Annotated in this window: 14 protein-coding genes and 1 pseudogene; 7 read left to right on the top strand and 8 right to left on the bottom strand. The window is 43.9% G+C overall.

All coding sequences use genetic code 11. From position 1 onward, the window contains the following. Positions 1-137: 137 nt before the first annotated feature. The 7 genes from nqrF to bolA all read right to left on the bottom strand — a co-directional run bounded on the left by nqrF (position 138) and on the right by bolA (position 6805). Complete coding sequence (gene nqrF / locus AB6E54_RS08870) at positions 138-1364, bottom strand: NADH:ubiquinone reductase (Na(+)-transporting) subunit F (RefSeq protein WP_017059912.1); 1227 nt, start codon at positions 1362-1364, stop codon at positions 138-140. Positions 1365-1393: 29 nt separating this feature from the next. Next, positions 1394-1990 (bottom strand): NADH:ubiquinone reductase (Na(+)-transporting) subunit E, encoded by a 597-nt coding sequence (nqrE, locus tag AB6E54_RS08865; protein ID WP_009848375.1) that lies wholly within the window; start codon positions 1988-1990, stop codon positions 1394-1396. Positions 1991-1997: 7 nt separating this feature from the next. Further along, complete coding sequence (locus AB6E54_RS08860; RefSeq protein WP_008223083.1) at positions 1998-2630, bottom strand: NADH:ubiquinone reductase (Na(+)-transporting) subunit D; 633 nt, start codon at positions 2628-2630, stop codon at positions 1998-2000. After that, on the bottom strand, positions 2630-3397 hold the full coding sequence (locus AB6E54_RS08855; protein ID WP_017059911.1) for a Na(+)-translocating NADH-quinone reductase subunit C: 768 nt from the start codon (positions 3395-3397) through the stop codon (positions 2630-2632). The genes AB6E54_RS08860 and AB6E54_RS08855 overlap by 1 nt, the downstream gene beginning before the upstream one ends. Further along, positions 3387-4631, bottom strand: a complete 1245-nt coding sequence (locus AB6E54_RS08850; RefSeq protein WP_017067139.1) for an NADH:ubiquinone reductase (Na(+)-transporting) subunit B — start codon at positions 4629-4631, stop codon at positions 3387-3389. The genes AB6E54_RS08855 and AB6E54_RS08850 overlap by 11 nt, the downstream gene beginning before the upstream one ends. Before the next feature lie 5 nt (positions 4632-4636). Then, entirely contained in the window at positions 4637-5977 is a 1341-nt protein-coding gene (locus AB6E54_RS08845) for a Na(+)-translocating NADH-quinone reductase subunit A (protein WP_032547482.1), read from the bottom strand. 519 nt (positions 5978-6496) lie between these two features. Then, the gene (gene bolA / locus AB6E54_RS08840; protein ID WP_017059909.1) at positions 6497-6805 is read right to left on the bottom strand and encodes a transcriptional regulator BolA; all 309 of its coding nucleotides are present in this window, start codon (positions 6803-6805) and stop codon (positions 6497-6499) included. A 174-nt stretch (positions 6806-6979) separates the two neighbouring features. Here bolA and AB6E54_RS08835 point away from each other — a divergent pair, with 174 nt between their 5' ends. The 4 genes from AB6E54_RS08835 to AB6E54_RS08820 all read left to right on the top strand — a co-directional run bounded on the left by AB6E54_RS08835 (position 6980) and on the right by AB6E54_RS08820 (position 10727). Then, positions 6980-8131, top strand: coding sequence for a methyltransferase (locus tag AB6E54_RS08835; protein WP_017059908.1), 1152 nt, complete (start codon positions 6980-6982; stop codon positions 8129-8131). A 66-nt stretch (positions 8132-8197) separates the two neighbouring features. After that, positions 8198-8767 (top strand): YajG family lipoprotein, encoded by a 570-nt coding sequence (locus AB6E54_RS08830; RefSeq protein WP_017059907.1) that lies wholly within the window; start codon positions 8198-8200, stop codon positions 8765-8767. After that, complete coding sequence (locus AB6E54_RS08825; protein WP_017059906.1) at positions 8767-9315, top strand: peptidylprolyl isomerase; 549 nt, start codon at positions 8767-8769, stop codon at positions 9313-9315. The genes AB6E54_RS08830 and AB6E54_RS08825 overlap by 1 nt, the downstream gene beginning before the upstream one ends. A gap of 53 nt (positions 9316-9368) precedes the next feature. Further along, positions 9369-10727 (top strand): AmpG family muropeptide MFS transporter, encoded by a 1359-nt coding sequence (locus tag AB6E54_RS08820; RefSeq protein WP_372105903.1) that lies wholly within the window; start codon positions 9369-9371, stop codon positions 10725-10727. A 66-nt stretch (positions 10728-10793) separates the two neighbouring features. On the opposite strand, the pseudogene AB6E54_RS08815 reads toward AB6E54_RS08820, so the two are convergent. Next, positions 10794-11055 (bottom strand): annotated as a pseudogene (locus AB6E54_RS08815) (2-dehydropantoate 2-reductase); the annotation flags it as partial. Positions 11056-11428: 373 nt separating this feature from the next. Between AB6E54_RS08815 and AB6E54_RS08810 the strand changes: the two are divergent. The 3 genes from AB6E54_RS08810 (at position 11429) to csdA (ending at position 14514) form a co-directional block, all read left to right on the top strand. Next, on the top strand, positions 11429-12211 hold the full coding sequence (locus AB6E54_RS08810) for an outer membrane protein OmpK (protein WP_017059903.1): 783 nt from the start codon (positions 11429-11431) through the stop codon (positions 12209-12211). Positions 12212-12321: 110 nt separating this feature from the next. Then, a complete protein-coding gene (gene panE / locus AB6E54_RS08805; RefSeq protein WP_229647798.1) occupies positions 12322-13215 on the top strand; it encodes a 2-dehydropantoate 2-reductase in 894 nt (297 codons plus the stop codon). A gap of 87 nt (positions 13216-13302) precedes the next feature. Beyond that, entirely contained in the window at positions 13303-14514 is a 1212-nt protein-coding gene (gene csdA, locus AB6E54_RS08800) for a cysteine desulfurase CsdA (RefSeq protein ID WP_372105905.1), read from the top strand. Positions 14515-14572: the final 58 nt, after the last annotated feature.

The following is a 14572-nucleotide window of genomic DNA, read 5'->3' as shown; positions in this document are numbered from 1 at the left end:
GAAAAATAAGAGTAAAAAATAGGTATTTTGAATGCCTTACTCTTTCTTATATAAGCCAGTATGTTGTCAAAAGCTGTCTTAGAAAAACAAATGGCTGACTCGTAGGAGTCAGCCATAATATCAATCACTTAAGTGGATTAACCACCGAAGTCATCTAGTAGGATGTTTTCATCTTCTACACCAAGATCTTTCAGCATGCCGATAACAGCAGCGTTCATCATCGGTGGACCACACATGTAGTACTCACAATCTTCAGGAGCTTCGTGATCCTTCAGGTAGTTTTCGTACAGTACGTTGTGGATGAAACCAGTGTAACCGTCCCAGTTGTCCTCTGGTTGAGGATCAGACAGTGCACAGTGCCACACGAAGTTTTCGTTTGCAGCCGCTAGGCCATCGAAATCTTCAATGTAGAACATCTCACGCTTAGAACGCGCGCCATACCAGTAAGACATCTTACGAGTAGACTTAAGACGCTTAAGTTGGTCGAAGATATGAGAACGCATAGGCGCCATACCTGCACCACCACCGATGAATACCATTTCATTGTCTGTGTCTTTAGCAAAGAACTCACCAAATGGACCAGAAATAGTACATTTGTCGCCTTCTTTAAGAGACCAGATGTATGAAGACATAACACCAGGAGCTACGTCAGGGTTGTTTGGCGGCGGAGTTGCGATACGCACGTTAAGCTTGATGATGCCTTTCTCTTCTGGGTATGAAGCCATAGAGTAAGCACGGATCGAATGCTCTTTAACGATAGACTCATAACGGAACAAGTTGAACTTATCCCAGTCACCACGGTATTCCTCAGGAATATCGTAATCTGCGTATTTCACGTGATGTGGTTCAGCTTCAATCTGAATGTAACCACCCGCGCGGAACGGAACTTCTTCACCTTCAGGGATCGCTAGAGCAAGTTCTTTGATGAAAGTAGCTTCGTTGTTATTCGAGATAACAGTACATTCCCACTTTTTAACACCAAAGATATCTTCGTCTAGTTCAATCTCCATGTCAGTTTTCATAGCAACTTGACATGCAAGACGTTCGCCTTCGCGAGCTTCACCTTTTGTGATGTGATCAAGTTCAGTTGGAAGGATGTCGCCACCACCAGACTTAACTTTTACACGACACTGACCACAAGAGCCACCGCCACCACAAGCAGAAGATACGAAGATACCAGCGCCAGCCAGGGCACCAAGTAGCTTGCTACCAGGTTGAGTAACGATCGCCTTTTCAGGGTCGCCGTTTACTGAAATAGTGATGTCACCTGATGGTACTAACTTAGACTTAGCGAAAAGAATCACTAGTACTAGAGCCAGTACAATAATGGTAAACATCGCTACGCCAAGAATAATACTAAACATTTGTTATTCCTTATTACTGGGTGCTTACCCTACAGTTGAACACCAGAGAAAGACATAAAGCCTAACGCCATCAGACCAACAGTAATGAACGTGATACCAAGGCCACGAAGACCTGGAGGTACGTCAGAGTACTTCATCTTCTCACGGATACCCGCAAGAGCAACGATAGCTAACATCCAACCCACACCAGAACCGAAGCCGTAAACAACAGATTCAGCAAAGTTGTAGTCACGAGTTACCATGAAAGATACACCACCAAAGATTGCACAGTTAACTGTGATCAGTGGAAGGAAGATACCTAGTGCGTTGTACAAAGGTGGGAAGAAACGGTCTAGAACCATCTCTAGGATTTGTACAAGTGCCGCGATAACACCGATGAATGCGATGAAGTTAAGGAAACTTAAATCGACACCTTCAACAAGCGCGTTTTCTTTCAGGATGTGTGTGTAAACAAGGTTGTTTACAGGAACAGCGATTGTAAGTACTACAACTACCGCAACACCAAGACCAAAAGAAGTTTTAACTTTCTTAGATACCGCTAGGAATGTACACATACCTAGGAAGAAAGAAAGCGCCATGTTTTCGATGAAAATCGATTTAACTAGCAGACTAATATAATGTTCCATGACTACCTTACCCCTTCGCTTCTACTTGTTCTGGTTTGAACACACGAATTGCCCAAATCAAGAAACCAATTAGGAAGAATGCAGAAGGTGCTAGAAGCATCAAGCCGTTTGGCTGATACCAACCACCGTTGCTCACTAGAGGTAGTACTTCCATACCAAATAGTTTGCCAGAGCCTAGAAGCTCACGGAAGAAACCAACAGTGATAAGAACGAAACCGTAACCAAGACCGTTACCAAGACCATCGATTAGAGATGGGATTGGCGCAGACTTCATTGCGAATGCTTCAGCACGACCCATTACAATACAGTTAGTAATGATTAGGCCTACGAATACAGATAGCTGCTTAGAGATATCGTATAGGTATGCTTTAAGCACTTGGTCTACCACGATTACTAGTGATGCGATAATTGCCATCTGAACGATGATACGCACACTGTTAGGAATGTGGTTACGGATCAAAGAAACGAAGAAGTTAGACAGAGCAGTAACGAACATTACCGCGATAGTCATAACAAATGCTGTTTCTAGCTTAGTGGTTACCGCAAGAGCAGAACACACACCAAGAACCTGTAGCGCGATTGGGTTGTTGTCCAACACCGGCGCTAAGATGCTCTTTTTAATTTCTTTTGCACTAGACATTAGTTCAGACCTCCGTCACGAACTTTTGCTAGGAACGGACCAAAGCCCATATCACCTAACCAGAAGTCAAATGTATGTTGAACACCAACGCTAGTCAGTGTTGCACCAGAAAGGCCATCTACACCGTGCTCAGAACCTTGAGGAGCGCCACCTTTAACAACCTGAATAGCAGGTTTGTGGTTTTCGTCGAATAATTTCTTACCAACGAATTGAGCGCGCCAAGATGGGTTCTCAACTTCACCACCAAGTCCAGGAGTTTCACCTTGCTCGTAGTAAGTGATACCAGAAACTGTGTTGCCATCAGTTTCTACCGCAACGAATGCGTACATCATTGACCATAGACCGTTACCGTGAACAGGGATGATAACTTTAGAAGTTTCAGCGCCATCTTTCACAAGGTATACAGTACCCGTGTTAGCACGACGAAGGATCTTAGCGATGTCATCTTCAGCTGAAAGCTTGATTGACTGAGCTGGATCTTTTGCCGCTTTACGTTGGTCGTATGCAGCAGCATCGCCGTCAACGAAATCGCCAGTAGCGAAATCAACTAGACGAGGTTCAATGTTCTCTGCGTACAGTTCAGGGATATTACCCGCAAGTTCAATGCCCGCAACTTCAAGGATCTTAGTTTGCTGATCTAGAACCGCGTTAGCTTGTTGCTTAGGTTTAAGAACAACTGCAGCTGTTGAAACGATGATTGAGCACACTAAGCTCAATGCGATAACAACAAACAGCGTCTTTTTAATGCTATCGTTATTACTTGCCATAGCGCGCTAGTCTCCGCTTAATGTTCTTCTCGATTACAACGTGGTCAAACAGAGGAGCAAATAGGTTTGCGAATAGAATCGCAAGCATCATGCCTTCTGGGTATGCAGGGTTAACTACACGAATCATTACACACATTGCGCCGATTAGGATGCCGTACCACCACTTACCTTTGTTGGTAAATGAAGCTGATACTGGGTCAGTCGCCATGAAGAACATACCGAATGCGAAGCCACCTAGAACTAGGTGCCAGTGCCAAGGCATGCTGAACATTGCGTTAGTATCAGAACCGATCACGTTAAACAGCGTAGACACAGCAATCATACCGATCATTACACCAGCAATGATTCGCCATGAAGCGATACGCATGTAAACGATCATCGCAGCACCGATCATAAGTGCTAGAGTCGATACTTCACCGATAGAACCTGGGATGTTACCAATGAATGCGTCCATCCAAGTGATTGCTTCACCAGATGTTACGTTCATTAGTGCGCTACCGCCGCCTTGAGCCCATTGGCTAAGAGCAGTTGCACCAGAGAAACCATCTGCAGCAGTCCAAACTACGTCACCTGAAATCTGTGCAGGGTATGCAAAGAATAGGAACGCACGGCCAGCAAGTGCAGGGTTCAGGAAGTTACGACCCGTACCACCGAAGATCTCTTTAGCGACTACAACACCGAAGGTAATACCTAGTGCTGCTTGCCATAGAGGAAGTGTTGGCGGAACGATAAGCGCGAATAAGATAGAAGTAACAAAGAAACCTTCGTTTACTTCGTGCTTACGCACCATACAGAACAGAACTTCCCAGAAACCACCAACGATGAATACCGTTGCGTAGATAGGTAGGAAGTAAGTCGCACCAAGTAGCATCTTGCTGCCAACACCTGCATCGGCTCCTAAGGAGGCTCCAAGCATTTCGGTTAGCCAGTAGTGCCAGTTACCACTGATAACAGATGCTAGTTCAGCACCTGCATACATATGGTTAAGTGCTGCGATAGCTTGGCCACCCGCGTTGTACATACCCCAGAACATTGCTGGGAATACCGCGAACCAAACCATGATCATGATACGTTTTAAATCAACGCTATCACGAACGTGCGAGCTTTTCTTTGTAATAAGACCTGGCGTGTAGAACACTGTCGCTGCTGCTTCGTAAAGCGCAAACCACTTCTCGTGTTTACCACCTGGCTCAAAATGATGCTCGATGTCTTCAAGAAACTTTTTAAGGCCCATGAAAATTACCCTTCCTTCTCAATCGTATCTAGGCATTCACGAAGTAGTTGACCGTACTCGTACTTACCTGGACATACAAAGGTACACAATGCTACATCTTCTTCGTCTAGCTCTAGCGCACCTAGTGCTTGAGCACTATCAATGTCGCCTGCACATAGATCACGAAGCAGCAATGTAGGTTCCATATCTAGAGGCATTACGCGCTCGTAGTTACCAATTGGAACCATTGAGCGGTCACTACCGTTTGTTGTCGTTGTCATGTTGAACAACTGACCTTTAAACAGGTGACCAAGGAATGAACGAGTAACAGAGAACTTGTTCTTACCAGGCATAGCCCAGCCGAATAGCTCTTTATCACGACCTTCACGTAGAACAGAAACTTGCTGATGGTAACGACCAAGGAAAGCATGTGGACCTGTTGCTTCAGTACCCGTAAGTACAGAACCAGAAATCACACGAACTTCGCCTGGCATTAACTCGCTGTCTGTCAACTCTTCAAGGCTAGCACCAATTTGAGTACGAACTAGACGTGGGTTGTTCACCACTGGACCAGCCAGAGAAACAACACGCTCAGAGTAAATCTCACCAGTAAGGAAAAGCTTACCGAATGCGATAACATCTTGGTAGTTAATGCTCCACGCTACATTTTGTGCATTTACCGGATATAGGTAATGCATATGCGTGCCTGCAAGACCTGCAGGGTGTGGGCCATCAAAAACATGCTCTTCAACGTTAGACTGAGCTGAACGAGGTAAGCTAGTACCTTTTTTACAAACGTACACTTTACCGTTAGTCAGAGTTGAAAGAAGATCTAAACCAGCAACGAAAGCATCAGACTGCTCGTTAATGATTAATTCTGGCTCAGCTGCTAGCGGATTAGTATCCATAGCAGTAACGAAAATAGCCTGAGTTTCAGAATCAACTGCTGGAACCTTGCTGAACGGACGAGTTCGCAAAGCGGTCCATGCGCCAGACTCAACTAACTGAGCTTTAACCGTTTCACGGTCAAGGCCTACTAGTTGGTTAGCTTCATAGCTATTGAACGTGATTTGCTCATTGCCTGCTACTTCAATCACTACTGATTGAAGAACACGCTTAGCACCACGGTTCACTTCAATAACTTTACCGCTTGCTGGAGAAGTAAATACAACACCTGGGTTCTTTTTATCTGCAAAAAGAACTTGGCCTTTCTTCACTTCATCACCAACGCGAGCATGCATCGTAGGACGCATACCAACGTACTCTTCGCCAAGCAAGGCGACTTTAGTGATGGACTTACCATCATTAATCACCTGGGATGGAGTTCCTGCGATAGGAAGATCCAAACCCTTATTTATTGTAATCATACGCACTTGCACTACTTTATCGGGAAAAAGATTCTTTTAATTGCGTAAATTCAGGACGTTTTAAACTCGCCCTTAGACACGACATTACAGTGTCCGGTTTTGGTAAATTTGAGATACCAAAATCGCAACATTTTCATAATAAAATCACCACACGAATCATGTGAGATTTATCAGGTGCGATATTCTAGCATTTTTTGACAACTCGATGCCATGACCAATAACTTGAATACAGCCTTTATTTGGTGAGATTTGAAGCATATGGCCTCTCAAATATGTATAAATTTGACGAGCCGCACAGATAAAATGGCTTTTGAATCGTGTTTTAAACAAGAGATTAATACTCTGTCACAAACTAATATTTTACTAGTTATGTTGAAACACTGTTAATAAAAACATTACTCATTGTAGGTATTTGAGCTCGTTCAATTTGACATCAGTTTGGGTGATATAAGAACGAAAAATACATACGTTTGACGACAAAAAAAGCGCCATGGCGCTTTTCTCTGTATATAGGCCTTCTTACTTTCCGCCACCCATACACATTGGACTGTCTGGCACGCTATCTAGCTGCTTCATCCATTCATCTTTTGTATAAGTGTGAATAGACAGTGCGTGGATATTATTGGCTAACTCTTCTGAAAGTGCCTTATTTACCGCTCGATGACGAGCAATAAGACGCAAACCTTCAAACACATCGCTGACAACAATCACTTTGAAATGACTCTCAGAACCAGCCGGAACATTGTGCATATAGCTCTCATTGACCACGTTTAAATGACTTGGTGAAAACTCATTGTGCAATTTTGTTTCGATAACTTCTTGGATCATTGTGATTCCTTAATAACGTATTGGCATTATCCGTGGGCTGAGTATAAACCCTAACAGGTCGAGTGTCTGAGTATTTCATAGCAAATGGCATAGGTTTGGTTGAGTTTTTTCTATCTTGTTCAGCCTGCATTTGAGACAATATCTTTGTTATTTCTTACATAAGTATCTCAAGCAATGAAAACCGAACTTACCCTTCACGACAGAACTTTGACCTTACATCGTTTCCCGAAACGTTCAAATGAAACCCTTCAAGCTTGGGATGCGGGCGACGAATACATTATTAGCCATGTTGAAGAGATGAACCTTGAACCTGGTAAACACATCCTGATCATGAACGACAGCTTCGGTGCCCTATCGACTTGGTTCTCGAAAGATCATGATGTCACTATGATGAGCGACTCATTTATCTCTCACCGTGGCGCCCTGAAAAACTTGCAGCGCAATCAAAGTAACCGAGTGAACTTCTTGAACACGATGGATGATATCCCACACGGTATCGACCTTGTGATCATGCAGCTGCCAAAAACAAATCGTCACCTAATCTGGCAACTGAGCCAGCTACGCCAAGCATTGCCTGTAGGCTGCCAAGTGATTGGCGTCAACAAGGTAAAAGAGATTCACACCTCTACGCTTAACCTGTTCGAAAAATACCTAGGCGAAACCAAAACATCACTAGCGAAGAAAAAACACCGCTTAGTCTTCTCATCTCCAAACTGCCAGCCAATTCAAACGGTAGAGCCTTTTGTTGAATGGGATGTGGACGGTGAAGATATCCGTCTGAAAAATTTACCAAATGTTTACTCAGGGGAAGCACTCGATCAAGGCGCTCGCTATATGCTAGAGCACATCCCACAAGATCCTGAGCTACGTCATATCATCGATCTAGGCTGTGGCAACGGTGTATTGAGTGTAAAAGCAGGGCAATTGAACCCACAAGCTCGTATCACCTGTGTGGATGAAAGCTTTATGGCTGTGGAGTCAGCACGCCAAAACGTCAAGGATAACCTTGGTGAAGACGGCAACTTCCAGTTCATCGCCAACAACTGTTTAGATGGCTTTAAGAAAAACAGCACCTACTTAGTGATGTGTAATCCTCCATTCCATCAGCAACAAGCGATTACTGATCACATTGCATGGCAAATGTTCTGTGATGCAAAGCATGTTCTTAGCAATGGAGGCAAATTAATTGTTATTGGCAACCGACACCTCGGATACGATGTCAAACTAGCGAGACTATTTGGTGAAGCTAACGTTGAAACGCTTGAACTAAACCAAAAATTTGAGATATTACAAGCAACAAGAGAGCCTGCGAATTTTAATAAATAAGCAGAAACGACTTCACAAGAATTTAAGATACCGAGCTTCTGGTGTGAATTTAGAAAGGATAAAGGAATGAAAAAACTGATTTTGGCTGCTTCTATTATGGCTTTGACAGCATGTTCAGCCCCTCAGCAAGAACAGATCAATGTAATGCCAGAAGCTTCACTAAGCTCAAGCAACCTTGTACAAGGCAAAACATACACACTAACCAGTAAAGATGTTCGTGCCGCTCAATATGTTGCATTGGTTGATAGTGGCCGTTCAAACATTCAGCCAATTCACGCTAAGCAAAACATGCGTATTTCTCTAGAAAATGCTGTTGCACAGCAGTTAGAGTCTCAAGGTTTTCGTGCGAGCGTAAACAGTGAAAACTCGATTGTTTTAGAGATTCAAGAAGCACTCGTTACCGTAGAGCACACCATTATGGAAAACAAAATGGACGGTAAAGTAACGCTTGAAGTTACCGCTGAAACACCTGAAGGCAAACTAGTTAAAACATTCAACGGCACTGCAACACGCACTGGTGCATTGAGTGCATCTAACGACGACATCTCTATGGTTCTTAATGACGTGATCAACTTGGTTCTTACTGAGATCGCTAACGACCAAGAGCTACAAACTTACATGAAGGAACGTTTCTAATGGGTCGTATTTTATCTTCTATCGCATTAATGCTAGTGAGCGTGAGCGTTTGGGCTGGTCCTAAAGTAAACGTGGAAACAACATTAGGCGACTTCACTATTGAGCTTAACCAAGAACAAGCACCGGTTAGTGCGGAGAACTTCCTAAAATACGTTGCTGACGGCAGCTACGAAGGCACTATCTTCCACCGTGTTATTCCTGGCTTTATGGCTCAAGGTGGCGGCTTCGATCAAGAGATGAATCAACAAGCAACTTACGCTCCTATCAAGAATGAAGGCAGCAATGGCTTGAAGAACGATACAGCAACAATCGCGATGGCTCGTACTAATGCGCCAGATTCTGCAACTCGTCAGTTCTTCATTAACTTCTCTGATAATGACTTCTTGAACGCAAAAGGTAGCAACCCAGGCTACGCTGTATTCGGCAAAGTAACTGAAGGTTTTGATGTTGTTCAAAAGATGGCAACGATTCCAACCAAGCGAATGGGCCGCATGTCAGACATACCAGTTGACCCAATCGTCATCACTAAAGTGACCCTTCTTAAGTAATCCAATCTAACGCCCTTATTTCTTAAGGGCGTTTTTCTACACAAGGACGCCCTATGTCATCAGGCACTCCCTCTCTTTCTTGGATGCAGACTTTCCGCAGCTACCTAGATAAACGCCTACTTTGGGTGTTTATGCTCGGCTGTTCGAGTGGCTTCCCATGGGTTCTTATTGGATCCAATATGTCTGGTTGGCTAAAAGATGCAGGTTTAACGCGTGCTGCCATCGGCTACTTTGGCAGTGTGTTTGCCGTGTATGCGATTAACTTTCTATGGGCACCATTGGTAGACCGAGTAAAACTGCCGGTGCTTCACGCAATACTCGGCCAGCGACGCAGTTGGATCTTTTTCTGCCAATCCATTGTTTTAATCGGTACCTTATTCGTCGCAGGCGTCAATCCCGCAGAGAACTTGGCGTTTACTTCAATGTTGGCGCTCGCTATTGCCATTGCCTCAGCCACGCAAGACATCGCGATTGATGCATTTCGTATTGATACCTTCCCAAAATCCGAAGCATCAAAACTGCCGCAAGCTTCTGCAATGGCCGTAATTGGTTGGTGGACGGGGTATTCTCTACCAGGCTACCTTGCCTTTATTAACGCAGACTCAATCGGTTGGAATGGCGTGTATTACGGAATGGCAGGCGTCGTTGTCGTACTAATGCTGTTTACTCTTTTTGTCGGAGAGCCAAATACACAACGCGAAGCCCTGCAAGAACAGGCTCAGCAACGCCACAATAAGGTTGTCGGTTCGAAAGTCGTGGCTTGGTTCAGTGTTACCGTGTTAGAACCGTTTTATGACTTCTTCAAACGAAACGGAGTTCAAGTTGCCATCACCCTACTGCTGTTCGTATTCCTATTTAAGATAGGTGAAGCCTTCCTAGGTCGCATGTCGATCACCTTCTATAAAGAGATAGGTTTCAGTAATGAACAGATCGGTCATTACTCCAAGTTAATTGGCTGGGGCGCGACGATATTCTTCACTTTGGTAGGCAGTGTCTTCAATGTGAAATTCGGTATTGTACGCGGACTGATGATCGGCGGTGTGGCAATGGCGGCCAGTAATCTAATGTTTGCGTGGATCGCTCACACTGGCCCGAGTGAAACCTTGTTCTTGGCAACGATTATTGTCGATAACTTCACGACCGCCTTTTCAACAGTAGCTTTTGTCTCTTTCTTAACGTTATTAACTGGGCAGGCCTTCTCTGCAACCCAATATGCATTACTCGCATCCTTGGGTAACTTCGGTCGAACAACACTGGCTTCATTTAGTGGTGAATTGGTCGATTACCTCAATGATTGGTCAACCTTCTTTATACTGACCGCACTTATGGTGATTCCAAGTTTGATCATGCTCTACTCGTTACGCCACTTTTTCACGGATTTATTAGAGAAAGCCAAAACTAACCAAGAATAGAGTCAAAGAAAACAAATAAGAAGAGGGTAGCATTGATCTACCCTCTTCTACGTTCTGTCTTCAGATCTAGTCTGTTGTTTCACTGACAATTAGGTTAAAACCCGTACCCATCGAATCATCAATCGCCACGACTTGATACACCACACCATCAGCTAAGGTTGCGGGCGCAGAGTCGATAGCCACAACTGACGGCTGACCCGCTACAGTAATCGTCACAAAGTAAGACCCCGCCGCAACATAAATGCCATTCGCATAATCTCTGAATTTCACATCACTTAGCGCCGGAGTGCTACCAACAACACCCACCGTTTTCGGTCAAAAATAGATCAAAGACTGGATTGTAAGACGGGTTGAATGGGGCATTTTCAAAGAGAAAACGCTTAGAAATGAATACTGTTGATTTTGATATGCATGTCACTCTAATTAGTAGAATCGTTTGCTTAGCACAGTATTTCACCTATTTATCCACAAAATAATCGAGTTTCACAAAATCAATAGAATTAGAGGTGCATCAAGATGCATTGCCACATTAAAGTTCCATCATTTAGATCATTAGTGTGATCAACTTCACCTTAATAATTGTAATTTTCACTCCGTCTCACTTTTATTTGAGAACAAAATCGCTATTATGCTCGGCATTCGGACATCATAAACACGCACGGATTAGCGGGTTACTTATTTCAAACATAGAGAGTTCCATTATGCGTAAATCACTTTTAACTCTTGGCCTACTTGCAGCAGCATCTGCTCCAGTAATGGCGGCTGATTATTCTGACGGCGACATCCATAAGAACGATTACAAATGGATGCAATTCAACCTTATGGCTGCAATTGACGAACTTCCAGGTGAGTCTTCACATGATTACCTAGAGATGGAATTCGGTGGCCGCTCGGGAATCTTCGACCTTTATGGCTATGTTGACGTATTCAACCTAACGTCTGATCCAGGCAGCGATAAAGCTGGTGCTGAAAAGATGTTCATGAAGTTCGCTCCTCGTATGTCTCTAGACGGACTTACAGGTAAAGATCTTTCTTTCGGTCCAGTTCAAGAGCTTTACGTATCTACACTTATGGAATGGGGTGGTAACTCTGGCGTTAACACTCAAAAAGTTGGTTTAGGTTCTGACGTAATGGTTCCGTGGTTAGGCAAAATTGGCCTAAACCTTTACGGTACATACGATTCAAACAACAAAGATTGGAACGGTTACCAAGTTTCTGCAAACTGGTTTAAACCTTTCTACTTCTTCGAGAACGGTTCATTCGTCTCTTACCAAGGTTACATCGATTACCAATTTGGTCTGGAAGACAAGTACTCTTCTGCAAGTAACGGTGGTGCAATGTACAATGGTATCTACTGGCACTCAGATCGTTTTGCTGTTGGTTACGGCCTAAAAGGTTACAAAGACATCTACGGTATTAAAGATACTGATGGATTCAAATCAACAGGCTTCGGTCACTACGTTGCAGTAACTTACAAGTTCTAATCGAACTTCTAAGAAAGTTTCCTAAATGGCACCCTCGGGTGCCATTTTTTATTGCTTTCATTTAATGCCTCGCTATCCTTGCAGCATCACTTTCTTATCTCGGTATTGCTGTGAACATCACTATTGTTGGGCCAGGGGCCATCGGCTCTTTATGGGCAATAAAACTACTTCAAGCTGGTCATAATGTGTCTTTGTGGAGTCGTTCCACTGATAACTCAATTGACTTATCACTTGATGGACAAGCTTCCCTTTCCTTCAGTAACAACAATATCGAAAAGCTATCAGCGAGTGACTTGGTTATTTTCACGGTCAAAGCTTGGCAAATAGCAGAAGCAACCACTCCACTGCTTCAACATCTCGATCCCGACACCATTCTCATATTCATGCATAACGGAATGGGGGCGGTCGACAACATCGCCACTCAAATTGATACTCACCCGATAGTATTGGCAACCACGACCCAAGCAGCATTCAAACCTGATCGTAATAGTGTATCTCACACAGGAATAGGGCAAACCCAGTTAGGTGCTTTTAACCAAACGGGTCAGCAGTGCACGTTTTTAGTTGATGTGTTGGATCATGCTCTCCCCGCTGTGAGTTGGAACCCACAAATAAAAACCGCGCTTTGGACTAAACTCGCCATAAATTGTGCTATCAACCCACTTACTGGGTTGGAACAAATCAAGAATGGTGAACTTGCAGACCAAAGGTTTGAGGGTATTTTAAGTTCTATCGTTGAAGAGCTCACACAAGTTATGCAGGCCGAAGAGATAGCTTGTTCATTCGACGGATTAGAAGCAAGTGTCAACAAGGTTATCCACGCTACGGCTCAAAACAACTCATCCATGAAGCAGGATATGTTTTACCAACGTAAGACAGAGATCGACTTCATCACTGGACACCTAATAAAAACAGCGCTTAAGCATCAGATAGAAGTTCCCGTTAACCAAAAACTGTTCGATCAGGTCAAAGAGCAAGAAAATAGCTGGAATCATCAAGATTAGTCAGCAACGGTCAACAAGTCGCGATAAAATAACAATACCGCTAAGCATAACGCTGGCACCAATTTCCAAGATTTTAGGTAAGAATAGATGCTTGATATCAATCACATCCGAGAGCAGTTCCCTGCGCTATCACAAACCATCAATCAACAACCATTGATTTACTTAGACAGCGCGGCAACGACACAAAAACCTCAGGTAGTTATTGATGCCATTAGCCAGTATTACTCCAAGCAAAATGCCAATGTTCACCGCGGTAGCCATAGTTTAACAGCGAACGCGACCAGTCAGTTTGAAGCAGCCAGAGATAAGGTCGCTCAGTTTATCGGTGCAAGCTCTTCAAAAGAGATCATCTGGACTCGTGGTGCCACCGAGGCGCTCAACCTAATTGCTCAAACCTACGCAAGAAGCACGCTTCAGCCCGGCGATGAGATCTTGGTTAGCGAAATGGAGCATCACGCCAACATTGTACCTTGGCAAATTGTGGCAGAACAAACCGGCGCTAGAGTCGTTAAAGTACCGATGACATCAGATTGTGAATTTGATCTACAAGCTTTTGATCATCTGCTTAATGATAAGACCAAAATTGTTGCATTAGCTCAGATAACCAACGTTACCGGTTCTCGTCAGCCGATTAAAGCTGTCATAGAAAAAGCCCACATGAAGAATGCGATTGTTGTGGTCGATGGCGCACAAGGCATCGTTCATGAGCCAGTTGATGTTTCTTCTTTAGATGCGGATTTCTATGTTTTCTCAGGGCACAAGCTCTATGCCCCTGCAGGTATCGGTGTCCTTTATGGCAAACTTGAATTGCTCGAAGTAATGCCACCTTGGCATGGTGGTGGCAAAATGGTCGAGCGCGTCTCTTTCTCTGGCACCACATTTTCTGAACTGCCTGGTAAATTTGAAGCTGGCACGCCAAACGTGGCGGGAGCCATCGCATTAAGTACAGCGATAGAATGGTTACATCAGTTTGAGCAGCACGATGTGGAAACTCACATCCACCAGCTACAACAGAAAACCTACCAAGCACTCAACCAATTGGATGATATCCAGGTTCTTGGCTACAAACCCAATTCAAGTGTGATTACTTTTGTGATGGATGGTGTTCACCATCAAGATATAGCGACTCTACTGGATCAGCAAGGTATCGCAGTACGTGCAGGACATCATTGTGCTCACCCATTAATGGATGCACTTAATGTGAAAGGAACGGTTCGAATTTCATTTGGTATTTACAACAACATGGATGATGTTGAAAAGCTCGTAGCGGCGATAGAAAAAGCCGTTGATATGCTTTAGGGAGTAGCGAAATTACTTAGGGTTGGCGTTTAACGTCAACCCTTTTTGCTTCTGTGTA

The sequence above is a fragment of the Vibrio sp. 10N.247.311.49 genome (assembly GCF_041467655.1).
Taxonomy (GTDB): Bacteria; Pseudomonadota; Gammaproteobacteria; order Enterobacterales; family Vibrionaceae; genus Vibrio; species Vibrio crassostreae_C.
Note: the sequence above shows the minus strand (reverse complement) of the source record. Positions and strands in the feature narration are given on the sequence as shown.

Excerpts from the sequence above, each read along its gene's own strand:
- bolA (WP_017059909.1), bottom strand. The coding sequence starts at position 6,805 with ATGATCCAAGAAGTTATCGAAACAAAATTGCACAATGAGTTTTCACCA.
- AB6E54_RS08855 (WP_017059911.1), bottom strand. The coding sequence starts at position 3,397 with ATGGCAAGTAATAACGATAGCATTAAAAAGACGCTGTTTGTTGTTATC.
- AB6E54_RS08860 (WP_008223083.1), bottom strand. The coding sequence starts at position 2,630 with ATGTCTAGTGCAAAAGAAATTAAAAAGAGCATCTTAGCGCCGGTGTTG.
- nqrF (WP_017059912.1), bottom strand. The coding sequence starts at position 1,364 with ATGTTTAGTATTATTCTTGGCGTAGCGATGTTTACCATTATTGTACTG.
- nqrE (WP_009848375.1), bottom strand. The coding sequence starts at position 1,990 with ATGGAACATTATATTAGTCTGCTAGTTAAATCGATTTTCATCGAAAAC.
- csdA (WP_372105905.1), top strand. The coding sequence starts at position 13,303 with ATGCTTGATATCAATCACATCCGAGAGCAGTTCCCTGCGCTATCACAA.
- AB6E54_RS08850 (WP_017067139.1), bottom strand. The coding sequence starts at position 4,631 with ATGGGCCTTAAAAAGTTTCTTGAAGACATCGAGCATCATTTTGAGCCA.
- AB6E54_RS08830 (WP_017059907.1), top strand. The coding sequence starts at position 8,198 with ATGAAAAAACTGATTTTGGCTGCTTCTATTATGGCTTTGACAGCATGT.
- AB6E54_RS08845 (WP_032547482.1), bottom strand. The coding sequence starts at position 5,977 with ATGATTACAATAAATAAGGGTTTGGATCTTCCTATCGCAGGAACTCCA.
- AB6E54_RS08820 (WP_372105903.1), top strand. The coding sequence starts at position 9,369 with ATGTCATCAGGCACTCCCTCTCTTTCTTGGATGCAGACTTTCCGCAGC.
- AB6E54_RS08835 (WP_017059908.1), top strand. The coding sequence starts at position 6,980 with ATGAAAACCGAACTTACCCTTCACGACAGAACTTTGACCTTACATCGT.
- AB6E54_RS08810 (WP_017059903.1), top strand. The coding sequence starts at position 11,429 with ATGCGTAAATCACTTTTAACTCTTGGCCTACTTGCAGCAGCATCTGCT.
- AB6E54_RS08825 (WP_017059906.1), top strand. The coding sequence starts at position 8,767 with ATGGGTCGTATTTTATCTTCTATCGCATTAATGCTAGTGAGCGTGAGC.